At 48.3% G+C, this 23,200-nt stretch carries 16 protein-coding genes and 8 pseudogenes; 18 read left to right on the top strand and 6 right to left on the bottom strand.

Annotated features, from left to right (window positions below; all coding sequences use genetic code 11):
• The first annotated feature begins 130 nt into the window (after positions 1-130).
• Both AC1MKH_RS06360 and AC1MKH_RS06355 read left to right on the top strand, forming a co-directional pair.
• Positions 131-763, top strand: a complete 633-nt coding sequence (locus AC1MKH_RS06360) for an inovirus Gp2 family protein (RefSeq protein WP_072032909.1) — start codon at positions 131-133, stop codon at positions 761-763.
• A gap of 235 nt (positions 764-998) precedes the next feature.
• Entirely contained in the window at positions 999-2,444 is a 1,446-nt protein-coding gene (locus AC1MKH_RS06355) for a YfjI family protein (protein ID WP_080491303.1), read from the top strand.
• Between the two features lie 344 nt (positions 2,445-2,788).
• Here the strand turns inward: AC1MKH_RS06355 and AC1MKH_RS06350 are convergent, their stop codons facing one another.
• A complete protein-coding gene (locus AC1MKH_RS06350; protein ID WP_080491304.1) occupies positions 2,789-3,511 on the bottom strand; it encodes a hypothetical protein in 723 nt (240 codons plus the stop codon).
• A gap of 124 nt (positions 3,512-3,635) precedes the next feature.
• Between AC1MKH_RS06350 and AC1MKH_RS06345 the strand changes: the two genes are divergently transcribed.
• The 4 genes and pseudogenes from AC1MKH_RS06345 (at position 3,636) to AC1MKH_RS06330 (ending at position 5,449) form a co-directional block, all read left to right on the top strand.
• A complete protein-coding gene (locus AC1MKH_RS06345) occupies positions 3,636-3,845 on the top strand; it encodes a helix-turn-helix transcriptional regulator (protein WP_080491305.1) in 210 nt (69 codons plus the stop codon).
• Between the two features lie 303 nt (positions 3,846-4,148).
• A complete protein-coding gene (locus AC1MKH_RS06340) occupies positions 4,149-4,355 on the top strand; it encodes a helix-turn-helix transcriptional regulator (protein WP_080491308.1) in 207 nt (68 codons plus the stop codon).
• Positions 4,356-4,615: 260 nt separating this feature from the next.
• A pseudogene (locus tag AC1MKH_RS06335) lies at positions 4,616-4,738 on the top strand (transposase); the annotation flags it as partial.
• Between the two features lie 294 nt (positions 4,739-5,032).
• Positions 5,033-5,449, top strand: coding sequence for a site-specific integrase (locus AC1MKH_RS06330; RefSeq protein ID WP_228258689.1), 417 nt, complete (start codon positions 5,033-5,035; stop codon positions 5,447-5,449).
• Positions 5,450-5,615: 166 nt separating this feature from the next.
• Here the strand turns inward: AC1MKH_RS06330 and AC1MKH_RS06325 are convergent.
• Positions 5,616-6,310 (bottom strand): annotated as a pseudogene (locus AC1MKH_RS06325) (IS5 family transposase); the annotation flags it as partial.
• A 244-nt stretch (positions 6,311-6,554) separates the two neighbouring features.
• On the opposite strand from AC1MKH_RS06325, the gene AC1MKH_RS06320 reads away from it, so the two are divergent.
• The 3 genes and pseudogenes from AC1MKH_RS06320 to AC1MKH_RS06310 all read left to right on the top strand — a co-directional run bounded on the left by AC1MKH_RS06320 (position 6,555) and on the right by AC1MKH_RS06310 (position 8,336).
• Positions 6,555-7,586 (top strand): IS630 family transposase, encoded by a 1,032-nt coding sequence (locus AC1MKH_RS06320; RefSeq protein ID WP_031285562.1) that lies wholly within the window; start codon positions 6,555-6,557, stop codon positions 7,584-7,586.
• A 164-nt stretch (positions 7,587-7,750) separates the two neighbouring features.
• Positions 7,751-7,933 (top strand): annotated as a pseudogene (locus AC1MKH_RS06315) (IS3 family transposase); the annotation flags it as partial.
• Positions 7,934-8,093: 160 nt separating this feature from the next.
• Positions 8,094-8,336 carry a YfdY family protein gene (locus AC1MKH_RS06310; RefSeq protein ID WP_021314401.1) on the top strand — a complete coding sequence of 81 codons (243 nt, stop codon included), beginning with the start codon at positions 8,094-8,096 and terminating at the stop codon, positions 8,334-8,336.
• 287 nt (positions 8,337-8,623) lie between these two features.
• Here AC1MKH_RS06310 and AC1MKH_RS06305 read toward each other — a convergent pair whose 3' ends face one another.
• On the bottom strand, positions 8,624-8,854 hold the full coding sequence (locus AC1MKH_RS06305; protein ID WP_021314400.1) for a YgdI/YgdR family lipoprotein: 231 nt from the start codon (positions 8,852-8,854) through the stop codon (positions 8,624-8,626).
• 233 nt (positions 8,855-9,087) lie between these two features.
• Between AC1MKH_RS06305 and AC1MKH_RS06300 the strand changes: the two genes are divergently transcribed.
• Positions 9,088-9,932, top strand: a protein-coding gene (locus AC1MKH_RS06300) for an IS5 family transposase (RefSeq protein WP_115723444.1) whose coding sequence is annotated in 2 segments (ribosomal slippage) — positions 9,088-9,430 and positions 9,430-9,932 — 846 coding nt in all. Because the reading frame shifts where the segments join, the coding sequence is not laid out codon by codon here.
• On the opposite strand, the gene AC1MKH_RS06295 is transcribed toward AC1MKH_RS06300, so the two are convergent.
• Complete coding sequence (locus AC1MKH_RS06295) at positions 9,929-10,492, bottom strand: DUF6387 family protein (RefSeq protein ID WP_021314398.1); 564 nt, start codon at positions 10,490-10,492, stop codon at positions 9,929-9,931. The two genes, AC1MKH_RS06300 and AC1MKH_RS06295, sit on opposite strands and share 4 nt — an antisense overlap.
• Positions 10,493-10,587: 95 nt before the next feature.
• On the opposite strand from AC1MKH_RS06295, the pseudogene AC1MKH_RS06290 reads away from it, so the two are divergent.
• The 6 genes and pseudogenes from AC1MKH_RS06290 to AC1MKH_RS06265 all read left to right on the top strand — a co-directional run.
• Positions 10,588-10,755 (top strand): annotated as a pseudogene (locus AC1MKH_RS06290) (integrase); the annotation flags it as partial.
• Positions 10,756-11,102: 347 nt separating this feature from the next.
• A pseudogene (locus AC1MKH_RS06285) lies at positions 11,103-11,906 on the top strand (IS5 family transposase).
• Between the two features lie 385 nt (positions 11,907-12,291).
• The gene (locus AC1MKH_RS06280; protein WP_028016386.1) at positions 12,292-13,359 is read left to right on the top strand and encodes an HlyD family secretion protein; all 1,068 of its coding nucleotides are present in this window, start codon (positions 12,292-12,294) and stop codon (positions 13,357-13,359) included.
• A complete protein-coding gene (gene rbbA / locus AC1MKH_RS06275; RefSeq protein WP_021314393.1) occupies positions 13,356-16,085 on the top strand; it encodes a ribosome-associated ATPase/putative transporter RbbA in 2,730 nt (909 codons plus the stop codon). Before AC1MKH_RS06280 ends, rbbA begins: the two co-directional genes overlap by 4 nt.
• Positions 16,085-17,209 (top strand): ABC transporter permease, encoded by a 1,125-nt coding sequence (locus AC1MKH_RS06270; RefSeq protein ID WP_021314392.1) that lies wholly within the window; start codon positions 16,085-16,087, stop codon positions 17,207-17,209. The genes rbbA and AC1MKH_RS06270 overlap by 1 nt, the downstream gene beginning before the upstream one ends.
• Positions 17,206-17,410 (top strand): annotated as a pseudogene (locus tag AC1MKH_RS06265) (IS3 family transposase); the annotation flags it as partial. The gene AC1MKH_RS06270 and the pseudogene AC1MKH_RS06265, both read left to right, overlap by 4 nt.
• A gap of 211 nt (positions 17,411-17,621) precedes the next feature.
• Here AC1MKH_RS06265 and AC1MKH_RS06260 read toward each other — a convergent pair.
• A pseudogene (locus AC1MKH_RS06260) lies at positions 17,622-17,944 on the bottom strand (transposase); the annotation flags it as partial.
• Between the two features lie 235 nt (positions 17,945-18,179).
• Between AC1MKH_RS06260 and glgB the strand changes: the two are divergent.
• Both glgB and glgC read left to right on the top strand, forming a co-directional pair.
• Positions 18,180-20,363 (top strand): 1,4-alpha-glucan branching enzyme, encoded by a 2,184-nt coding sequence (gene glgB / locus AC1MKH_RS06255; RefSeq protein ID WP_031285560.1) that lies wholly within the window; start codon positions 18,180-18,182, stop codon positions 20,361-20,363.
• A 166-nt stretch (positions 20,364-20,529) separates the two neighbouring features.
• Positions 20,530-21,810 carry a glucose-1-phosphate adenylyltransferase gene (gene glgC / locus AC1MKH_RS06250; protein WP_021314389.1) on the top strand — a complete coding sequence of 427 codons (1,281 nt, stop codon included), beginning with the start codon at positions 20,530-20,532 and terminating at the stop codon, positions 21,808-21,810.
• A gap of 96 nt (positions 21,811-21,906) precedes the next feature.
• Here glgC and AC1MKH_RS06245 read toward each other — a convergent pair.
• Positions 21,907-23,118: pseudogene (locus AC1MKH_RS06245) on the bottom strand (IS3 family transposase).
• Between the last annotated feature and the right edge of the window lie 82 nt (positions 23,119-23,200).

The raw sequence follows: 23,200 nt of genomic DNA, 5'->3' as shown, positions 1-23,200 counted from the left end.
ACTCGGCAAGTAAACATATACCGTATGTATAATGCATATGAACAATACAAGCGTAGAGAAAGTGATTTAATTAAATAATCAGCTCTACTACGACTAACACTTTCGAAATATAAAAAAGGAAACAAATAGTATGTACGAATATATCACCTCTCACGGAAAATTGAATCAATACCATTTAAAGAAAATAGAACAAACTATTGATAAAGCATTGAGTGAACACCCAAGAGTATTGGCTGTAAGAATAGATTTACATACTCCTGCTCTCAAGCCATTAAATGACATGCCTGATGAGGCTAATTTCGCAAGGACAGATTCATCAGTAATATCCCGCTTTACGGATTCTCTGAAAGCAAAAATTTCACATTATCTTAACAAGCGGGAGAAAGAGGGAAAGCGAGTTCGTAAGACATCATTACGCGTTGTCTGGGCCAGAGAGTTTGCACCTGATTCACATAAAAAACATTATCACGTATTACTTTTACTCAACGGGGACACTTTCAATACACTGGGAGCGTACGATAGTAAAAAAGGTACACTCCTCCGCCTTATACGTGAGTCATGGATGAGTGCTGTCAGTTTCATTTATCCCCCCGATAAAGAGTTAGTCCACACACCCAGCAATCCTTGTTATTACCTGAATGCAAAGGATGGCAAGAAAAGTGAGTCATATGGCTCACTGATTTACCGGACAAGTTACTTTGCAAAAAAGAAAAGCAAATGCTTTACAGATGGTGAACGTAATTTTGGATGTAGCTTTAAATAATGGCATCACAAATTATCTATTTCCCCATGGGTAAAACAGACCAGAACAGAGCTGTTCATGACTCATATCTGTACAGTATCAGGTAGCAAAGCAATCCTGACTAAAAATAATATCAATCCAAATAAAACCAATTTAGTCCAATGGTCTGCCGGAGTATTCCAAATAGCAGATGGGTATCATATTCTTGGTCCTGCAGTGTACCTGCCAGTAAAAATTAACATATGAGAGGTCGAATATGAGTGTTGGAGTTGTAAAAGACAAAAAGGCTACTTACCCAGTAGAATACTTCCCTCAAATAATGCGGAATGCAATTGAATCTGTAGTAAGGGATGTTCAGGCTCCTCCGGAACTTGTGGGTACCGCTATATTGGGTATTGCATCACTTGCGTTGCAGGGGTTAAAAAAAATTCGTTATCCTGACGGGCGAGTCAGGCCCCTCTCCTTATATCTTACCGTGATTGCAGACTCAGGAGAGCGGAAAACTGCTGTATATAACGTGGTAGGTCAACCTGTCTTTGCATTTGAGAAAGCCTGCCGAAAGAAACATGAAATGCTAATAGTTGATTACAATGCAGAACTTCAATCATGGAAGGTACAGGAACAATCCATATTGAAGAGTATCCGCAAGAAAACGGAGAAAGGTGTCAGCATTGAAAGTGAAAATGAGCGGCTGAAGCTCCATTACAGAATAAAACCGAAAAGTCCTGTTCTGCCTAAGATGATTTACAACGATACTACCCCTGAGGCTTTACAGTCGGGATTATACAACAATATACCTTCTGCGAGCCTGATGTCAGATGAAGCAGGGGTATTCTTTAAGGGAAGAGCTAAGAGTAATTTAGGTTTTTTAAACCAGTTATGGGATGGCTCTTCATTCGATGTAGAACGCAAAACAGGCAGTTTCACTGTAGATGATTGCATGTTCACCATCTTACTAATGATCCAGACAGATGAATTCGAAAAATATGTTAAAAAACAAGGGGATTATGCAGTGGGTTCCGGTTTTTTCTCTCGATTCATGATTACCGGAGTCACCTCTATGCAAGGGCGCAGGGACACGAAGACAGTACAAAATGCAGGAGGAGATAGCCTGAGATTATTTCATGAAAAAATCGAAGAGGCGCTATCCAGTTTTGAAGAAATGTGTAACAGTGGTACTGTTACACATGATTACTATACACTCTCAGAACAAGCTCAGACTGCTTTATCCGAGTACCAGAAAAAGGCTGAAGACGCTATAATTCAACACAAAGACAAATCCCCTCTTTTTGAAGGCATGTTTTCTAAATTCTCAGAAAACCTTATAAGAGTGGCTGCCTTATTTGAATATTTCGACGGTGACAATTCAGGAGTTATTTCCTCAAAGAATGTTGTAAACGCCTCAAAGATTGTGATTTTTTATTATTCTTACTTACTAACTTCGGGTGGTTTACGTAGTGAAACAGTGGATCAGAATGCTGATTTACTCTATGCCTGGCTGGTCTCTCGCAAAGATAACTACTATAGTTATACCACCCATATAAACAAAATGGAAATAAGAAGAAAAGGACCTTATAAATTGAGAAATAAAATCAAACTCAACGCCGCTTTAGAATTCCTTGAACAAGAAGGAAAAGTGGGTATTCAGAAATTGAGAAACAACAATGGAACTATGGGCGAAACAATCGTTATCAATCGATAACCACAGATAAAGGGCTGCTATTGTCTGCTACTGGTAGCAGACAATAGCAGTAATTCACTCATATAAAAAACATCACCAGTTATAAACATTTGACTCTTAGTGACTCCCCAGCATTGAGGTGTTGATATTTATATGTTCTATTTTCTCAACCCCCTCCTTTCAACTCATTTATTTTCATCATTGAATAATAGGCCTCAAATGACAGCTGACAATGAGTCGTTTTATTATCGAGTTCGGTGACCGCCCGAGCAATCACCTTTAATACGATGGCAGTTACACAGAATTACGGACAGGCTCCACATCTAACACTCTGAAAATCATTTTCATTCGCTTATTTTCATCAGTTATCTCTTTACAACATCAGCGAAAGCATTCTTCAATTCGATGTCATTTCTAGACCAGTCGCTAATGGTCCTATATAATTTATCCCATGATGTCCAATTACTATTTTTATGGAAATCAAGTTCAATAAACTTAGAAATCTCTTCCTCTAAAGAATTAATAGCAGCAGCTTTACTTTTCCACCCGTCTTCAGGCTTATTTTTCTTTAATAGCCTAATGACTTCATCCTTGACTGGCCTGTAGTTCTGCGACTTTCTTTTACCACCGAGGCTTGCTGCTTCTCGTTTTAACTTATTAGACTCTTCTTTAAATTCTACCATTTCCAGAGCCCAGCAGGCTCCATTCCACATGTTTATCAAATTTAGTGCCATCAAAACATATTTACGGCCTTCAGCTTTGCGGCCCTGTCTGTACCGAGATATTCCCCATTTATGCGATGCAAAAGCGCATTCCAGAAGCTTGCTGGGTGTACCCGTCCACATAGCTTGAGACTTCATACTGCTTATGTACTCTTCAACAGTACGTTCCCTGTAAGCATGTTTGTAAGGCTGAATCCTGCATTTTTGGTAATCAGTAATGGCAGTATGGGCATCTTTCTCGAGCTTACGCACCATCTCTTCGCCAGAACACGGCTCAAAGTGAGTGGAAGTTTTCACTTTCACTACCGCTTTCTCAAACTCATTTAAAACCTCTTCAAAAAGGATATCAAAGTCGTTATTTTTCATTTAGTTACCAAAAAGTGAATGTGAAGTAGTAAAGCTAAAAAAATACTTTATGAAGACAGCTTTTTCGATACTAACCCTCGCATTAATATAAGAACCAATCTAAAGCAATCAAGAGCAATGAACCATGTCTACACAAGATATGAAGATTTTAAGGTTACCTGAAGTAGTCGAGAAAGCCGGGATCAAAAGATCCACCATATACGACTGGCTGAATCCAAAATCACCGCGATATGATCCAACTTTTCCAATCCAGCGTCGGCTGGGCACTAAATCAGTGGGCTGGCTGGAGTCAGAACTGGACGACTGGCTAAATAATCGCCCGATATCAATCTGATATTGTAGATGTAATGCTTACACAATCTATTCAATTTTTATTGCTGTTGTCAGAGCAACTCACGTCAGCATATGGGTAGATTAAGGCTAGATACAAAAATAACTGTTAATTCATAATCCATCATGAATGATGAGATTTATAATATCCGAATATTATTTTTCTTCGCACAGTTATATTTTAAAGGTAAAGTTTAGAAAAAAATCAGTCTAAGCTTCAAACAAATCCAGATATTGTATATTTACCGAAAGAGAGTTAATAATGAAAGAACATGCATCAGTATTTAATCATAAAAATAATAATCACATGTCAGATACAGACCTCACAAAAGATCGCCTCGTTAATATGACCTTTATTACTGCTTACACTGGATTAACAGACAAATGGTTTTATAAACTCATCAAGGACGGTGAATTCCCGAAGCCGATTAAATTGGGCAGCAGCTCTCGCTGGACTGAAAGCGAAGTAAAGTCGTGGTTAAAACAGCGTATGGAAAAATCAAGAGGAAACTAACCATGCATGCAAAACGTATTGACTACACTAACCGACGGACTCACTCCACTCAAGATACTACCGCAAACAAACGGTCCCGTTGTATCTGTAACCAATGCAAACGTCAGTATTGTGGGGCTAAGCCCTGCCCATTTTGTTATCGGATAATAGGAGAATCTCACTAAATTCCTTTGATGCCCACTAAGCAGCCCAACACTTAATCACAATAGGTTTAACATACATCTGAGGTGTCATTCAAGATGGCTCAAATATAAATACCTGTGAGTATTAAGCGTTATCCAGAATAGTTTAAAGTTGAAGCAGTCAGACAGGTTGTTAATAGCGGTCATTCTATTTCCGACGTTGCAATACGTCTCGGTATCACCACCCAAAGTTTTCACGCCTAGATAAAGAGGCACCTTCAACGCCACAGAATGATGCTAATGCAGGTTCGTTTTTCATGCGTTCGGGGTTGTCACCTGCAATTGTCCCTAGTGTTGCTGCCGTCAGTGGCACTACACCAAACTGACAGCGGAGGTTACCGGCACTCGCCAACGGTACTGCCATCCTTCTCAGTTAGGGGTAAAGACGGTTTACAAATACTTTACGGCGACCATTAGCCATCCAAAACATAGGTAGTTTTGCAGAGGTACGATGTTTAGGATAATAAGCGTTTTGGTTATGGGAATGGTCTGGTTGTGAAAGGCAAGAAAGCAATAAGTTTCAAGAAATTTTTAACTATTAATAGCAATCTGGTTCATGTATCGGATACCTGGTCTGATTTATGGGCGGTAATTTTTTATACTGGTCAAAGTGTTGGTAGATTGATTGATCTTCGTTATACAGACATTGAAAGAGGTTCTGCTTATCTGCGAGTGAAAGGAAGAATAAAAGCAAAACGGATTGAGTTAAGCGCGCCTGTTTGCGCGATACTGGAACGTAGAAGAGAGACGTATCCTCAAGATGTTTTTGTGTTTCAGAGCCATTCAAACCGCGTTAAAAACCGTGACAGCCCAGTTACCGTGATTGCTTTTAATGCTGCTTTAAGAAAGGTTAGCAAGTTAGCTACTGGTGAACTTGTCAGTAGTAAAAATGCTCGTAAGGTTGTCGTTTGATCGCCTCACCCGATAGCGCATGCAAAAAATACCGAGCAAGGAGTGATTAAGTATGCTCATGCAAGGTAATTTGTGCCAGGACACCCAGCAGTTTATGAGAGCGTAATTCAGATGTTCTTTTACCGCTCGGGGAGAGCAAAATGAACATCAAACGAGGCTGTATCCCTTAATTACATAACCTTCTGTAAAACAGCCGGATACACCCCTGTTTCACCATCGCCAGATAATTCCTCGCCATTTTGACGTAACGTGTGGCAATGCAGCGGTATTCTTTCAGGCACCCAAAACACCGCTCAACAACGTTGCGATTGCGGTAGGCATCTCGATTAAGTTGTGAACGACTATCTGCTGCCATTATTTTATTGGTTTTTCGGGGGAGACCGTTTTTTATCCCCTTTCTTTTCAGTTCTTGATGTAATATATGTTCGGAGTAAGCTTTGTCAGCCAGCACTGCATGGCCATGACGCTTCATGCTGCCGTTCTGGTGTTGTATACCAATACCGTCCAGAAGACGTTGTGCAAGCTGGCTTTCGTGAGCCTGACCGGGACTCAGTATGATATTTAACGGCAGACCACTTCCGTCTGTCGCCAAATGGATTTTGGTGCCAAAACCACCGCGAGAGCGACCCAGCCCATTATCTCCGGCGATATCGGAATGTTTATTTTTGCACCGGCGGCGCACCTGAGTACCCGGATATTACTGCCATCCAGCGCAGTCGTGGACCAGTCAACGAGACCATGAGCATCAAGAGAAGAAAGTAATCTGTTGAAAATAATGTTAATTGCTCCCGATTTAGACCATCGGTTAAAACGGTTATAAAAGGTCTTCCTTGGGCCATATCGCTCAGGCAAATCGCGCCAGCAATGGCGCGAGGGAAAGCTGCTATTATCTTCTTCAGAGAGTCTTCAGCTACTTCCTGTGACTCTCGATACTGCTGCCGTCGTTGCATAACCCTGTTTCCGGACACGATAAAGACAATGAACGCCTACTGACGCTCATCCTAAATAAGCGTTCCAAATAGTAGATCACTTTAGGGGAACTCAGCCCGGATTGTGCGATCTGATCAATTGCCAAAAAGAAACAAACCACCAACCGGACTGAGCGATGCCGATCATAGCACCCATCCCCCGCGCTGAACGACGCCTGATGCAGAAAACTATCCATAAAACGCGTGACAAAAATCATGCGCGCAGACTCACTGCTCTGCTGATGTTGCACCGGGGCGATCGTGTCAGTGACGTAGCCAGAACACTCTGTTGTGCCCGTTCATCCGTCGGCCGCTGGATTAACTGGTTCACGCTGTCGGGAGTTGAAGGCCTGAAATCATTACCCGCAGGACGTTCCCGTCGCTGGCCATTTGAGCATATATGCACATTATTACGTGAACTGATAAAACACACGCCGGGCGATTTTGGTTATCAGCGTTCCCGTTGGAGTACGGAACTGATGGCAATAAAAATCAGAGAGATAACAGGCTGCTGCCTGCATGCTTCGACGGTGCGTCGCTGGTTACCCGCCGCCGGTCTGGTGTGGCGCAGAACCGCGCCCACACTGCATATTCGCGACCCGCACAAAGATGAAAAAATGGCGGCAATCCACAAAGCGCTGGACGAATGTAGTGCAGAGCATCCGGTGTTTTACGAAGATGAGGTGGATATCCATCTCAATCCTAAAATCGGTGCAGACTGGCAGAGACGGGGCCATCAGAAACGCGTTGCCACACCGGGGCAGAACGAAAAATATTATCTAGCGGGAGCACTCCACAGCAGTAGCGGCCGGGTCAGTTATGTGGGTGGCAGCAGTAAAAGTTCGGTGCTGTTCATCGCCCTACTAAAACACCTGAAAGCGACTTACCGGCGGGCAAAAACCATCACGTTAATCGTTGATAACTATATTATTCACAAGAGCAGAGAAACGCTGCGTTGGCTGAAGTGCAACCCGAAGTTCAGAGTCATTTATCAACCTGTTTACTCGCCGTGGGTTAATCACATTGAAAGGCTATGGCAGGCGCTGCACGAAACCATCACCCGGAATCATCAGTGCCGGTCAATGTGGAAACTGTTGAAAAAAGTACGCCACTTTATGGAAACCGTCAGTCCATTTCCCGGTGGCAAACACGGACTGGTAAAAGTGTAGCGATATTAGGATCACTTATTTAGACTCAGAATGGCTGTTGGATCCGCTATGAGCGAGATATAATCATTTGCACCCTGGGAATTACACTTTGAAGTGATTCAGGATATGTGCTTACTGGTTACGGATATTGAGCGAGAATCATGTGATGATCGCCGCTTTTCTTTCGAACCTGTACCAGTATCATGCCGAAACCTGACAGGTTAACGGCAGTGAAGCACCTTGCGGAAACCTTCGAACACTATAACGAATGGCATCCGCCCAGTGCGCCGGGATATCGTTCGCCACGGGAATATATACAGCGTCGGACCAGTACTGGGTTAAGTGATAAAAGATCTATGGAAATATAGGGGCCAATCCGCTGAGTTACATTCGAAAAATCAGCACCCTGTGTTTAAAAGTATTCTTTCATCACGGATTTTCTTTTCAGTCTGTGAGTTTTGTAATAAACCAAATAGGTTAACAATATGAAATCTGGTATAATCTTAGAGTAAACAGAAGGAGGACATGATGATCTATCTATGGACTTTTCTTACAATTAGTATATTGTCCGTGAGTGGCTACGTCTGGCAGGTCATGGGGGTTGTCGCATCTGTCAGCTCTTTTATTGGAATGGTCATTCTGGCAATATTAATATATTATACTACCTTATGGTTGACTGATGGAAATGAAATGATCACGGGTTTTTTCCTTTTCCTGTCACCAGCCTGTGGTTTGATTTTCCGGTTTATGGTGGGATATGGTAAGCGGTAAAATGAGTGCTGCAGCCTGGTAAAGCATTCAGCCACTGCTTGTCTCCTTTATTATTTCAAGATTCATTGAGTTAAGTGCTGCTCCACCTGATTTTTACGGCTTGCATCCCCTTTACTCCTCCCGGCAGGATTTAATGTTCATTTTTGCGTTATTGAATAAATCATTTCTGGAGCAGTTTTCCCCGTTTAGATGGTTGTCTGCCCGGAGCCTATAATTACAGGTCCTGAGCAGAAACCTCAGTTAATGTGGTATTTCACTGGAATTTTTTATTCATAACTAATCCTTCTTTAATTATCCAGCTCACTCATGTTAGTAATCTGATCACGATTTATCTGCTCGGTTTTCCCTGTCTGGGCATCCTTGTAAGAAACCAGTCCTGTATCGTTATCAATACTTGGTTTTCCGTTGGTTACGATAGTACGCCCATCGGTAGTCTTTATAGCCTGATTAGAAGAGCAGGCTGTTATGGCGAAAATAGTAAATGAAGCTAAAAAAATGGCCAGCATAACTTTTTTCATAAAAACTCCTTGTATCAGTCTGTCATCGTGCAGCATATTTAGTGTAGCTTGTTTTCTGACCTTAAAAGACCTAAGTTTAAAAAAATTGATCTAACTCATTCAATCCGTCCGGACTTAATCAACAACGGAAACTATTTGACCTGCTCCCCATTGATTAGCATATGCTGAGACTAGGCTGTGTCCCTTAATCATCTGAGCTATAGTAACTGTCTGTTTCCACGACATATTGAACTATGGCTCGCTACGACCTTCCCGATGAAGCATGGACCATCATCAAGCCCCTGTTGCCTCCTGAACCTGCTACACGACCAGCCGGACGCCCATGGGCTGAGCATCGTAAAATTATTAATGGCATGTTCTGGGTGTTGTGTTCCGGTGCTCCATGGCGTGATTTGCCCGAACGATATGGGCCATGGAAAACGGTTTATAACCGCTTTAACCGGTGGTCAAAGTCAGGCGTGATTAACATTATTTTCAACAGGTTACTTTCACTACTTGATGCGAACGGCTTTGTTGACTGGTCTGCCACCGCGCTGGATGGCAGTAATATCCGGGCGCTGAAATGTGCCGCTGGTGCTCAAAAAAGCATCCTGATATCGACGGAGATAATGGGCTGGGTCGCTCTCGCGGCGGTTTCGGCACCAAAATCCATCTGGCAACAGACGGAAGCGGTCTCCCGTTAAATATCGTGTTAAGCCCCGGGCAGGCTCATGAAAGCCTGTTCGCGCAACGACTTCTGGACGGTATTGGCGTTCAGCGTCAGAACGGCAGCATGAAACGCCGTGGTCATGCAGTACTGGCCGACAAAGCGTACTCCGGACACGCATTACGCAATGAGCTGAAAAACAACGGCATAAAGGCAGTTATCCTCCGAAAATCAAATGAGAAAATGGCATCGGATGGACGTGCGAAGCTTGATCGTGATGCGTACCGAAATCGTAACGTCGTTGAACGGTGCTTTGGCCGCCTGAAAGAATATCGTCGCATCGCTACTCGTTACGACAAAACGGCGAGAAATTATCTGGCAATGGTGAAACTGGGCTGCATCCGACTCTTTTATCAACGGTTACGTAATTAAGGGACACAGCCTAAATCGATTTGCAGGTAGATCTGTTCCCTGGCCTTTTTTATCCGGCGTTCCCACATGTTTTTAAGCGCAGGATTAATCTCACGACCTGTGTTGGCTGATTGTTCAGCCCCTTTTTTTAAACTTTCCAGGTTAAATCGGGTAAACGACATTTCAAGCATGTCTGTTTGTTCTGGTGCCAGGGTATTGTGCTTGTCGGATTGCACACCCGCCACTTTTTTGATATTGCGTATCAACAAATTTACCCGCTTAACTGTAAGCGGTTTTACATGAAAATCCTCAAGCAAATCCTCTGACTCAATGAAATCAACATTTTTGATAAGTATCGGGTTACCACCAAAAATCAGCTTTTCCTGACTCTTGTTCACATCTGGCAGCAGCCACTCAGCATCCGGGGACTCAGCCGCTTCCTGATAGCGTTCGTGCATTTCACGCCGAAGAACGAACTCATAGTACAGTTCCCGGAGGGTCAGGTCTTTCAGCGCCAGATAGTTGCCAGGTTTAAACCACCTGGTCAACTCTACCTTTTGTTTTTGGGTTATCTTTGGCATCAACGATCTCATGATCAACAGACAGGTAATCACTATATGCAACAACCGGATTTCAGCCAATGGTCAACTGTCCCGACAAAATATTAGGGGTTTACATGACTTACAAGCGCGACAGATATCTGCTTCTCGCTCATTGCGGGGTTTACATGGTGCGAATCGTTATACCGTCCTACATGAAGCCTTACTTCAACTGTAAGCGCTACAACATGAAATCCATAGCCACGAAAGATATCAGGCAAGCAAGGCTTTTCAGAGAAAGTATACGCCTCGTTAACACTCGACATTGTTTTGTTCGAGTGTTACTTTAAATCTCTCCTTCATTCTGTACGTTTTTTAATCCCACAAGAAGTAACCCATAAGTAACTCAAACTTCCTTACAAATATTATTCCTATTTTAAATCAATGTGTTAAAAAACATAAAAAATACTGCTGCATTATTCGTCAAAAGACGTTACCGGGTTAGCGTCCATACAGGCCATGCACCCTTATCTTTTTATCAAATTTAAATTAACTTAAACCAGCTCAAGTTAACAAAGTGTTAATGATGCTAAGAGCCTATCCCAAAAGGGATTGTCAGGTAATAAATGATGGAAATTTCTGAGATCAAAGTATGGCGGGCAACAAGTGGCAGATCAGCGATGAACTCTGGGAGAAAATGGCCCGACTCATCTTGGAACGCAAAATTCACCCCCCACTGTGTACGCATCGCAAGCGCGTTGATAATCGTGCGGCATGAATGCCATTTTCTTTATGTTCAGAAAGATTGCCAGTGGAATGCCCTGAATGCCACAGGGATTTGTTCGTCCAACTCCGCTCACCGGCGCTTTCAGGAATGGCGGGATGCCGGAGTATTTGAACGCTTCTGGCAGAACGGCCTGCTTGCCTGTGAACATCTGGATGCTATTGACTGGTCGTGGCTGTCGCTCGATGGATGTATGACCAAATCACCACTGGCTGGTTCAAAAAAACAGGCCGCAACCCCACAGACCGCGGTAAACAGGGAGTAAAACGCAGCCTGATGACTGACGCGAACGGGCTTCCGCTTGCACTGGCTGTCGCCGGTGCAAATACCCACGACATAAAGCTGGTTGCAGATACCCTCGACGCTCTTCAGGCGGGCAGACCCGGCAGAAGACTCCGCCTTTGCATGGATAAGGGGTATGAAGCCGGATAGCTGGAGGCGTATCTGAAAATCCGGTGCTATGAACCTCATATCCGGTCACGGAAAGAGGGAGCAGAAACCATTAAAAACACAGATTTTAAGGCTCATCGCTGGGGTGTGGAGAGAACACACTGCTGGATGAATTGCTACCGCCGCGTCCTGACGCGCAGGGAACAGAAAATCGAAAATTATGAAGCGATGCTATATTTTTCCTGCGGCGTCATTGTCTGGAATAAAATCCGACTGGGATAGGCTCTTAATGAAAAACGATGAAGATTGTATGAGCAAGGCCCGGAGCATTAAACCCAATAAGCATCATGGGTAATATTGCCTCACCGTGCCTCAGCTGTTTTTTTATGTTAACTCTACGACAAGTCCATGTTTTGTATATGGACATATTTGTTGCGGGTGTTAGTATTGCATTGACAGTAGCAATAAATATGCGTGTTTCATTTAAGGCGAGGATTGCTGATGATGACCACATTAATCGCACCTCTTTCTGACCGGTTAGCAGCGCTGAAGGCGTCATGCGCCGGTTGGCCTTATCCCCCATACCTTCCTTTCCTGGAGAGACGATACTTCGCTATGCGGAGGAGAAACGCGCACCACTCAGCAAATGGAACAAAGCGAGTCGCGTATGGACAAAATCAAACGGCGTTGGGCAGTCTACGTTATTGGTTTACTGGTGGTGATTGCCGCCGCCGCATGGTGGATGCTGCGCCCACCGGGACTCCCGGCAGGCTTTGCCAGCAGCAACGGTAGAATTGAAGCCACAGAGGTCGATATCGCCACCAAAACCGCCGGACGTATCGATACCATTCTGGTCAAAGAAGGGCAGTTTGTCCGCCAGGGTGAAGTCTTAGCCCGCATGGATATCCGGGTGCTCAACGAACAACGGCTGGAAGCCGCCGCACAAATTAAAGAAGCTGAAAGTTCGATTGCCGCAGCGAAAGCGCTGCTCGATCAGCGTCAAGGCGAAATGCGCGCCGCTGAGGCGGTCGTGAAGCAGCGGCAGGCTGAATTAAACTCCGCCGCCAAACGCTACGGCCGTTCCAGCACACTCTCACAGCGCGGCGCGGTCTCCGCTCAGCAGCTTGATGACGACCTGGCGGCGGCGGAAAGCGCCAGAGCAGTGCTGGAATCAGCAAAAGCCCAGGTCTCTGCCGCCAGAGCGGCTATTGAGGCGTCAAGAACCAGCATTATTCAGGCACAAACCCGCGTTGAAGCAGCTCAGGCCACGGAGCGTCGGATTATCGCCGATATCGATGATAGCGAACTGAAAGCGCCCCGCGATGGTCGTATTCAGTATCGCGTTGCTGAACCGGGAGAAGTGCTGGCGGCAGGCGGGCGGGTGCTGAATATGGTCGACTTGTCCGATGTCTACATGACCTTCTTCCTGCCTACTGAACAAGCTGGCCTGCTGGCGCTGGGCAGCGAAGCGCGAATTATCCTTGATGCCGCACCCAATCTGGCCATTCCTGCCAATATCAGTTTTGTCGCCAGCGTGGCGCAGTTTACCCCCAAAACGGTGGAAACCAGCGATGAACGGCTGAAGCTGATGTTCCGCGTCAAAGCCCGCATTCCGCCGGAGCTGCTGGAACAGCACCTTGAGTATGTGAAAACCGGCCTGCCAGGTATGGCCTGGGTGCGTCTGGATAACCAGCAGGCGTGGCCTGAAGCGCTGACGGTGAGGTTGCCACAATGAACACGATCGCCCGCCTGGAGAACGTCAGTCAGCACTTTGGCGCAACCACCGCGCTAAAAGACATTACGCTGAGCATTCCCGCCCGCTGTATGGTGGGCCTGATCGGGCCAGACGGCGTCGGCAAGTCCAGCCTGCTGTCATTAATTTCCGGCGCACGGGTCATTGAGCACGGCAATGTGGTCGTGCTCGGCGGCGACATGAGCGATGTTCGCCACCGCCAGGATGTGTGCCCGAAAATTGCCTGGATGCCTCAGGGGCTAGGGAAGAACCTCTACCATACCCTGTCGGTCTATGAAAACGTCGACTTCTTTGCCCGCCTGTTCGGCCATGATAAGGCCGAGCGTGAGAGCAGAATCAATGAGCTGCTCCAGAGCACCGGACTCGCGCCGTTTCGCGACCGTCCGGCGGGGAAACTTTCCGGCGGGATGAAGCAAAAGCTCGGCCTGTGCTGCGCGCTCATTCACGATCCGCAGCTGTTAATCCTTGATGAACCGACCACGGGCGTTGATCCTCTCTCCCGGGCACAGTTTTGGGATCTGATCGACAGCATTCGTCAGCGCCAGCCGGAGATGAGCGTGCTGGTCGCCACCGCCTATATGGAAGAAGCGGAACGTTTTGACTGGCTGGTCGCCATGAATGCGGGGGAAGTACTGGCGACCGGCAGCGCAGACGAACTCAGGGCGCAAACGAAGAGCCAGACGCTGGAACAGGCGTTTATCGCCCTGCTTCCTGAAGCCCAGCGCCTGGCGCATAAAGAGGTGATCATTCCACCGCGCAACGCAGAGGAGAGCGAAATCGCCATTGAAGCTCGCGGCCTGACGATGCGCTTTGGCAATTTTGTCGCCGTTGATCACGTGAACTTTCGTATCGCCCGTGGCGAAATCTTCGGTTTCCTCGGCTCCAACGGCTGTGGTAAATCAACAACCATGAAAATGCTGACCGGGCTGTTACCGGCCAGCGAAGGCGAGGCCTGGCTATTTGGCCAACCGGTCGACCCGAAGGATATTGAAACCCGCCGCCGCGTTGGCTATATGTCGCAGGCCTTTTCCCTCTACAGTGAACTGACCGTTAGGCAAAACCTCGATCTACATGCCCGTCTGTTCCATATTCCGGATGCGGAGATCCCCGGTCGGGTCGCCGAGATGAGTCAGCGCTTTATGCTGGAAGAGGTTGAAGACACCCTGCCCGCCTCGCTGCCGTTAGGTATTCGTCAGCGGCTATCGCTGGCGGTCGCGGTCATTCACCGTCCGGAAATGTTAATTCTTGATGAACCCACCTCCGGCGTCGATCCCGTGGCCCGGGACATGTTCTGGCAATTGATGGTCAATCTGGCCCGCCAGGATCGGGTGACGATTTTTATCTCCACCCACTTTATGAATGAAGCCGAGCGCTGCGATCGCATTTCACTGATGCATGCTGGCAAAGTGCTGGCCAGCGATACGCCGCAGGCGCTGGTCGAACAGCGCGGGTCGGCCAGCCTCGAAGAGGCCTTTATCGCCTGGCTACAGGAGGCAGCAGATGCCGCACAGCCGCCTGCTGCTGAGGCTGCGCCGATTCCCATGATTGAACACAAAACCGAAACCATTGCTCCGCGTCAGGCGTTTAGCTTGCGCCGCCTGTTTAGCTACAGCCGTCGCGAAGCGCTGGAGCTACGTCGCGATCCGGTACGATCGACTCTGGCATTGCTGGGCACGGTGATCCTGATGTTTATTATGGGATATGGGATCAGTATGGACGTCGAGGATCTGCGATTTGCGGTACTCGACCGCGATCAAACCGTCAGCAGCCAGGGCTGGTCGCAGAATATCGCCGGTTCACGCTATTTTATCGAACAGCCGCCGCTGCAAAGCTACAGTGAACTGGACCGGCGGATGCGCAACGGCGAGCTGGCGGTGGCTATCGAAATTCCGCCTAATTTTGGCCGCGACATCGCTCGGGGAACGCCAGCGCAAATCGGCGTGTGGGTGGATGGCGCAATGCCAAACCGGGCGGAAACGGTGCGCGGCTACGTGCAGGCGATGCATTTGGCCTGGCTTCAGGAGATGGCCGGTCGCCAGGCCAGCCCCAATCGCGATACCTCACTGATTTCTATTGAAACCCGCTATCGCTATAACCCGGACGTGAAGAGTCTGCCAGCGATTGTTCCAGCAGTTATTCCGCTGCTGTTGATGATGATCCCGGCAATGCTCAGCGCGCTCAGCGTAGTGCGTGAGAAAGAGCTGGGCTCGATCATCAATCTGTACGTGACGCCGACCACCCGCAGTGAATTTCTTCTGGGCAAACAGGTGCCGTATATCGTGCTGGGGATGTTTAACTTCTTTCTACTATGTGCACTGTCGGTGTTTGTCTTTGGCGTACCGCATAAAGGGAGCTTCCTGACGCTTATGCTGGCCGCACTGCTCTATGTCACGATTGCCACCGGGCTTGGCCTACTGATCTCAACCTTTATGAAAAGCCAGATTGCGGCGATTTTCGGTACCGCGATTATTACGCTTATCCCGGCGACGCAGTTCTCGGGGATGATCGATCCCGTCGCTTCTCTGGAAGGGCCGGGCCGCTGGATTGGCCAGATTTATCCAACCAGCCACTTTCTGACCATTGCGCGAGGAACGTTTTCCAAAGCGCTAAATCTGACGGACCTGTGGGCATCCTTCATACCACTGCTTATTGCGGTTCCGCTGGTGCTGGGCCTGAGCGTGTGGCTGCTGAAAAAACAGGAGGGATAATGCGCGGATTACGCAATATTTATAATTTAGGCATGAAAGAGCTACGCAGCCTGCTTGGCGATAAGGCGATGCTGACATTAATTGTCTTCGCCTTTACCGTCTCGGTTTACTCCTCCGCTACCGTTATGCCGGGGTCGTTACATTTAGCCCCTATCGCTATTGCGGATATGGATAAATCGCAGCTCTCATCGCGCATTATCAACGGTTTTTATCGCCCCTGGTTTTTACCCCCTGAGCTGATTACCGCTGATGAAATGGACGCAGGGCTGGATGCCGGGCGATATACATTCGCGATCAATATTCCCCCTAACTTCCAGCGTGATGTTTTAGCCGGACGCCAGCCGGAGCTGCAGGTAAACGTTGATGCGACGCGAATGAGCCAGGCGTTTACCGGCAATAGCTATATCCAGAATATCGTCACTGGTGAGGTAAATAGCTTTGTCGCCCGCTATCGGGATAACAGCTCGTTGCCAGTCGAGCTAGCCGTCAGGATGCGTTTTAACCCGAATCTGGAACAGGAACGTTTCGGGGCCGTAATGGCGATTATCAACAATATTACTATGCTGGCCATCGTGCTTACCGGTTCGGCGTTGATACGTGAACGAGAGCATGGAACCGTGGAGCACCTGCTGGTGATGCCGGTGACGCCGTTTGAAATTATGATGGCAAAGATCTGGTCAATGGGTTTGGTGGTGCTGGTCGTTTCTGGATTATCGCTTATATTGATGGTCCAGGGAGTGTTGCAGGTGCCGATTGAAGGCTCTATACCGCTGTTTATGCTTGGAGTAGCCCTGAGCCTGTTTGCTACTACCTCAATTGGAATATTTATGGGAACCGTGGCCCGCTCGATGCCGCAGTTAGGGCTGTTGATGATTCTAGTGCTGCTACCACTTCAGATGCTATCCGGGGGATCAACGCCACGAGAAAGTATGCCGCAGGCGGTGCAGGACATCATGCTCACCATGCCGACAACTCATTTCGTCAGCCTGGCGCAGGCAATTCTATATCGAGGCGCAGATTTTGCGATTGTCTGGCCGCAGTTTCTGACGCTGCTGGCTATCGGTGGCGTATTTTTTACGATTGCACTGCTACGTTTTCGTAAGACGATTGGAGAGATGGCTTGAACGATGCCGTTGGAACTGCCACGGTACATGGCTGGCGAAAACAACTGGAACTTGAGGGCTTGATCATCCGAAAAGTGAAACCCGGTGTGGAACAATAGGCAGAGCAAATTTTTACTATTCTGCTTGAAACAGCTGCACTTTCTAAGCATGAGCTGTCTGAATACTGCCGTAAAAATGGCCTTTATCCTGAACATGTCGCTGAATGGAAGCCAAACTGTCTGATCGCCAACCAGCCGAAGCATCGCCAGTTGGTCGACGAGCAACGAGCGACCCGCACAGAGAAAAGCCGCATCCGGGCGCTTGAAAAAGAGTTACGCCGGAAAGATAAAGCACTGGCGCAAATGGCAGCGCTGCTGGTTCTTCAGGAAAAGTTGTCAGCCTGAAATCTCTCCAGGATTCACGGGGTGGTTCATTTTTGCCGACCATACTCAACGGCTTCCTTCAGCAGCGCATTCTCCATGGTCTTTTTACCCAGCAAGCGCTGTAGCTCTTTGATTTGTTTCACCGTCGCCGCAAGTTCTGAGGCGGGAACAACATCTTCGCCAGCCATGATCGCGGTGAGACTACCTTCCTTGTACTGCTTTCGCCAGGCGAAGATCTGGTTTGCATTCACACTATGAAGCCGTGCAACATGGGAAATGGTCATGCTAGGCGATGCGTTTCCTGAACGATGGCAATCTTTTCCTGTGGACAACGGCGCCTGTGGCGCTCTGGTCCCAGCAACTCTTCGATCATGCTTATCTCCCGACTAGTCATTAATTTAAAGTGGGTCGAAGTGTCTGGTGATTCATGGGGCCAGTCTAATCTGCATTACGACCCAAAAGTGACGGTTTACTCACAGAAAAAGATTAAGAGATAATTAATCTAAAGATAAATATTAAAAACATCATTTACTTATTGGGGTTGTTCACGCAGGCTGTTAGCAGCCATATATTTACAGATAGCCGATAAGAGATGATAGTAGGGAGGCATGATGAAAAAAAAAGTGATTGAAGCACTTTTTACTGGTTGCTGTTCGGATCCATTCTCTACACTTGGTATGCATTGTACCGACGCCGGACTGGAAGTTCGTGCATTATTACCTGATGCCACCGATGTGTGGGTCATTGAACCAAAAAACGGGCGCAAAGTCGGCAAGCTGGAATGCCTTGATTTGCGCGGTTTCTTTAGCGGCGTTCTGCCGCGTCGTAAAAATCCTTTTCGCTATCAGCTGGCCGCCACCTGGCACGGACAGCAGCATCTGATTGATGACCCGTACCGTTTTGGCCCACTGTTACAGGAACTGGACATTTGGCTGCTGTCGGAAGGCACGCATCTTCGCCCCTATGAAACGCTGGGCGCGCATCCCGATACGATAGACGATGTTGTCGGTACGCGCTTCTCGGTCTGGGCACCTAATGCCCGCCGGGTGTCGGTCGTTGGCCAGTTTAACTACTGGGATGGTCGTCGCCATCTGATGCGACTACGTAAAGAGTCCGGCATCTGGGAGCTGTTTGTTCCCGGCGCGTTTAACGGTCAGTTGTACAAATTCGAGCTTATTGATGCCCACGGCAATCTGCGGGTGAAGTCCGACCCTTACGCCTTCGAAGCGCAAATGCGCCCGGAAAGCGCCTCGCTTATCTGCGGGTTGCCGGAAAAGGTCGAGCAGCCTCCAGCGCGCAAGCAGGCTAACCAGTTTGATGCGCCTATATCGATTTATGAAGTGCACCTCGGCTCCTGGCGCCGCCACACCGATAATAACTTCTGGCTGAGCTATCGCGAGCTTGCCGACCAGTTGGTCCCGTATGCCAAATGGATGGGCTTTACTCATCTGGAGCTGCTGCCGGTTAACGAACATCCGTTTGACGGCAGTTGGGGCTATCAGCCGACCGGGCTGTACGCGCCCACCCGTCGCTTCGGCACCCGGGAGGATTTCCGCTACTTTATCAACGCCGCGCACGCCGCGGGGCTTAACGTTATTCTGGACTGGGTGCCAGGCCATTTTCCGGCGGATGACTTTGCGCTCGCCTCGTTTGACGGCACCTCGCTGTATGAACACTGCGACCCGCGCGAAGGCTACCACCAGGACTGGAACACCCTGATTTACAACTACGGCCGCCGCGAGGTCAGCAACTTCCTGGTTGGTAATGCGCTGTACTGGATTGAACGCTTTGGCATTGATGCGCTGCGGGTCGATGCGGTGGCATCAATGATTTATCGCGACTACAGCCGCAAAGAAGGTGAGTGGGTACCGAACGAATTTGGCGGCCGGGAAAACCTTGAAGCCATTGAGTTCCTGCGTAATACCAACCGCGTGCTGGGCGAACAGACGCCGGGGGCGGTAACGATGGCGGAAGAGTCGACCGATTTTGCTGGCGTTTCTCGTCCTTCCTCCACTGGCGGTCTGGGGTTCTGGTTCAAGTGGAACATGGGCTGGATGCATGATACCCTCGACTATATGAAACTGGATCCGGTATACCGTCGTTTTCATCACAACAAGATGACCTTCGGTATGCTCTACAACTACACCGAAAACTTTGTCCTGCCACTCTCTCATGATGAAGTGGTGCACGGCAAAAAATCCATTCTCGACCGCATGCCGGGCGATGCCTGGCAGAAGTTCGCTAACCTGCGAGCCTACTACGGATGGCTGTTCGCCTTCCCGGGTAAAAAGCTGCTGTTTATGGGCAATGAGTTTGCACAAGGACGTGAGTGGAATCACGACGGAAGCCTCGACTGGCGTCTGCTTGAGGGCGTAGACAGCTGGCACCACGGCGTTCAGCGACTGGTGCGCGATCTCAACCATACCTATTGTCGCCACAAAGCGCTGCATGAGCTGGATTTCGACCACTACGGTTTCGAATGGCTGGTGGTCGACGATCATGAGCACTCGGTGTTTGTCTTTGTGCGTCGCGACAGGGAGGGTAACGAAATTATCGTCGTCAGCAACTTCACCCCGGTACCGCGCCATGATTATCGTTTCGGCATCAACCAGCCTGGCCGCTGGCGCGAAGAGCTGAACACTGACTCAATGCACTATCATGGCAGCAATACCGGTAATGGCGGCATCGTTGAAAGCGATGTCATTGCCAGCCATGGTCGCGAGCATTCCCTCTCCATTACGCTACCGCCGCTGGCGACGATCTGGCTTACAAGGGTGCCTGATAATCAATAAACTTCGGAGGTTTCTACTACCCGGCGGTGGGGTTATTCATTTAAATAGTAGTGCCATGGTAGTTGAGTTATTCCCGGAGGTGGTCTCTTCTGAATTAATTTACAGAAGAATATTTTTTATTCGCTGTTTCCTTTTGTTGTTTTTATTTTAATGGCAGGACATCACTATGAGTAAACATGAATATAATGACAATGTCATGCTGGCACGCCAGTTACCGCTTAAATCTGTGGCGCTGATCCTAGCGGGAGGTCGAGGGACACGATTAAAAGACCTGACAGCAACCCGGGCAAAACCGGCGGTACATTTTGGTGGCAAGTTCAGGATTATTGATTTTGCTTTATCAAACTGTATTAATTCCGGGATAAGACGGATTGGGGTCATTACACAATATCAATCACATTCCCTGGTTCAGCATATCCAGCGCGGTTGGTCTTTCCTCAATGAAGAGATGAATGAATTCGTCGATTTATTACCCGCCCAGCAACGCGTGCATGGTGAGAACTGGTACCGGGGTACTGCCGATGCTGTCACACAGAACCTGGATATTATTCGACGCTATGGTGCGGAATATGTCGTTATTCTAGCGGGTGATCATATCTATAAACAGGATTATTCCCGGATGCTGATTGACCATGTTAAAAAAGGAGCCCGGTGTACTGTGGCCTGCCTTCCTGTACCTGTGGAATACGCAAGTGCTTTTGGTGTCATGGCTGTGGATGAAAATGATAAAATCATTGATTTTATTGAAAAACCTTCTAATCCTCCTACTGTGCCGGGGGATAAAACCAAATCGCTTGCCAGTATGGGGATCTATGTATTTGATGCTGAATACCTCTATCAGCTACTGGATGAAGATGGTCGGGATGAACAGTCCAGCCACGATTTCGGCAAAGATATTATTCCAGCAATTACGGTATCCGGAGAAGCCTGGGCACATCCTTTCCCGCGCTCCTGTGTGCAGACAGATAATAATGCAGAACCGTACTGGCGTGATGTCGGAACTCTGGAGGCCTACTGGAAAGCGAACCTTGATTTAGCTTCCGTGGTACCTGAACTAGATGTTTATGATCGCAACTGGCCGATCCATACTTATGTAGAGTCTTTACCGAGCGCAAAATTTGTTCAGGACCGCACAGGCAGTCATGGAATGACCATGAATTCACTGGTCTCCGGCGGCTGCATTATATCTGGTTCTGTCGTTGTTCATTCAGTTTTATTCTCCAGCGTACGGATTAACTCTTTTTGCAATATTGATTCGGTTGTTTTATTACCCGGTGTGTGGGTAGAACGTTCCTGTCGGTTACGACGCTGTGTGATTGATCGTGGATGTGTGATCCCTGAAGGAACGGTCATTGGTGAGAATGCTGTCGAGGACGCCCGTCGTTTTTATCGTTCTGAAGAAGGGATCGTTCTTGTCACTAAAGAAATGCTGAGGAGGCCTGAATAATGAACGGATCTCCTGAAAGGCATTCCGCAGAGATCATGGTGACAATCTCTAGCCCGGACTGATCTTACCCTGCCATCCCCGGACAGCTTTTGTATCTTAAGTTAACGATGCCCGCTGTCGCCGGTATTCCCCAGGGGAGTAATATCCCAGCGCACTGTGCGGGGTTCATTGTAATGCGTGAACGCTGCTGCTGCAGGGTTTTGCAGGGCTGTTCTCACATTCGGTTTTGGCATGAACGCGATATAGTCTTCCTTCATCGTCTTCACGAACTGTTCGGCCATGCCATTACTCTGCGGGCTGCTCACCGCTGTTGTGCAGGGCTCCAGATTCAGCTCTCAGGCGAACCTCCGCGTTTCATGCGCGGTATACGCGGAACCGTTGTCCGCCAGCCACTGCACCGCTGTGTCCGGCAACTTATCGCCGAAGCGCTTTTCTACCGACCTCAGCATTACATCCTGCACGGTCGAACTGTCGTAGCCACCGGTACTCGCCGCCCAGTCTATGGCTTCTCTGTCGCAACAGTCCAGCGCGAACGTTACCCGCAGTTTCTCGCCATTGTCGCAGCCGAACTCGAAGCCGTCAGAGCACCAGCGCTGATCGCTCTGCGCCACCGCCACCTTACCGTTGTGTTCCCGACCCGGCACCGGGCGCGGCGGCCTGTCATGCAGCAACAACAGGCTGTTTTCGCTCATCACCCGATAAACCCGTTTAGCATTCACCGGCGCAAGCCCCTCATCGCGGGCCTGACGCCGCAGCACCGCCCAGACCCGGCGGTAGCCATAACACGGCATATCGGCGATAACCACCAGTATGCGCCATAGCAGCGCCGCATCCGCTTCTTCATCGCGCTGGTTACACCGCCCATCCTGCCAGTCGGCGGAACGATTAACCCGAAGTGATAATTGCGCACGCGACACGCCCATGGTGCGGCTGACCTGTGCTATTCCTTGTCCTTTGGCAACAAGGGCGCATGCGCTATCCATTTTCGGGATACACCGTACTCCACGGCTTCTTTCATGATCTCAACTTCCATCGTCTTCCTGCCCAGAAGGCGCTGAAGCTCCCGGACCTGCTTCAGAGCAGCAGTAAGCTCTGAAGCTGGAACGACTTCCTCTCCGGCCGCAACGGGGGTAAGGCTGCCTTCCTGGTATTGCTTCTTCCACTTGAACAGCAAACTGGGCTGAATACCGTGCAGGCGTGTGACGTGGGAGACATTCATGCCCGGCTCCATCGTCTGCTGGATAATGGCGATCTTCTCCTGAGGAGTTTACGTTTACGGACTTCTTGCCCTAACAGGATTCTGGTCATCTCAAAATTGGCGTTAGTGTTAGACATATATTCAAGCCTATCTCTTATCTGGGGATACAGCTACAGTCTGGGGTTTCAGGGG

The sequence above is a fragment of the Pseudocitrobacter sp. CD920760 genome (assembly GCF_057782505.1).
This window is presented reverse-complemented; position numbering and strand designations above follow the sequence as displayed.

Excerpts from the sequence above, each read along its gene's own strand:
- AC1MKH_RS06280 (WP_028016386.1), top strand. The coding sequence starts at position 12,292 with ATGGACAAAATCAAACGGCGTTGGGCAGTCTACGTTATTGGTTTACTG.
- AC1MKH_RS06345 (WP_080491305.1), top strand. The coding sequence starts at position 3,636 with ATGTCTACACAAGATATGAAGATTTTAAGGTTACCTGAAGTAGTCGAG.
- AC1MKH_RS06355 (WP_080491303.1), top strand. The coding sequence starts at position 999 with ATGAGTGTTGGAGTTGTAAAAGACAAAAAGGCTACTTACCCAGTAGAA.
- AC1MKH_RS06305 (WP_021314400.1), bottom strand. The coding sequence starts at position 8,854 with ATGAAAAAAGTTATGCTGGCCATTTTTTTAGCTTCATTTACTATTTTC.
- AC1MKH_RS06270 (WP_021314392.1), top strand. The coding sequence starts at position 16,085 with ATGCGCGGATTACGCAATATTTATAATTTAGGCATGAAAGAGCTACGC.
- rbbA (WP_021314393.1), top strand. The coding sequence starts at position 13,356 with ATGAACACGATCGCCCGCCTGGAGAACGTCAGTCAGCACTTTGGCGCA.
- AC1MKH_RS06310 (WP_021314401.1), top strand. The coding sequence starts at position 8,094 with ATGATCTATCTATGGACTTTTCTTACAATTAGTATATTGTCCGTGAGT.
- AC1MKH_RS06340 (WP_080491308.1), top strand. The coding sequence starts at position 4,149 with ATGTCAGATACAGACCTCACAAAAGATCGCCTCGTTAATATGACCTTT.
- glgC (WP_021314389.1), top strand. The coding sequence starts at position 20,530 with ATGAGTAAACATGAATATAATGACAATGTCATGCTGGCACGCCAGTTA.
- glgB (WP_031285560.1), top strand. The coding sequence starts at position 18,180 with ATGATGAAAAAAAAAGTGATTGAAGCACTTTTTACTGGTTGCTGTTCG.
- AC1MKH_RS06320 (WP_031285562.1), top strand. The coding sequence starts at position 6,555 with ATGCCGATCATAGCACCCATCCCCCGCGCTGAACGACGCCTGATGCAG.
- AC1MKH_RS06295 (WP_021314398.1), bottom strand. The coding sequence starts at position 10,492 with ATGCCAAAGATAACCCAAAAACAAAAGGTAGAGTTGACCAGGTGGTTT.
- AC1MKH_RS06350 (WP_080491304.1), bottom strand. The coding sequence starts at position 3,511 with ATGAAAAATAACGACTTTGATATCCTTTTTGAAGAGGTTTTAAATGAG.
- AC1MKH_RS06360 (WP_072032909.1), top strand. The coding sequence starts at position 131 with ATGTACGAATATATCACCTCTCACGGAAAATTGAATCAATACCATTTA.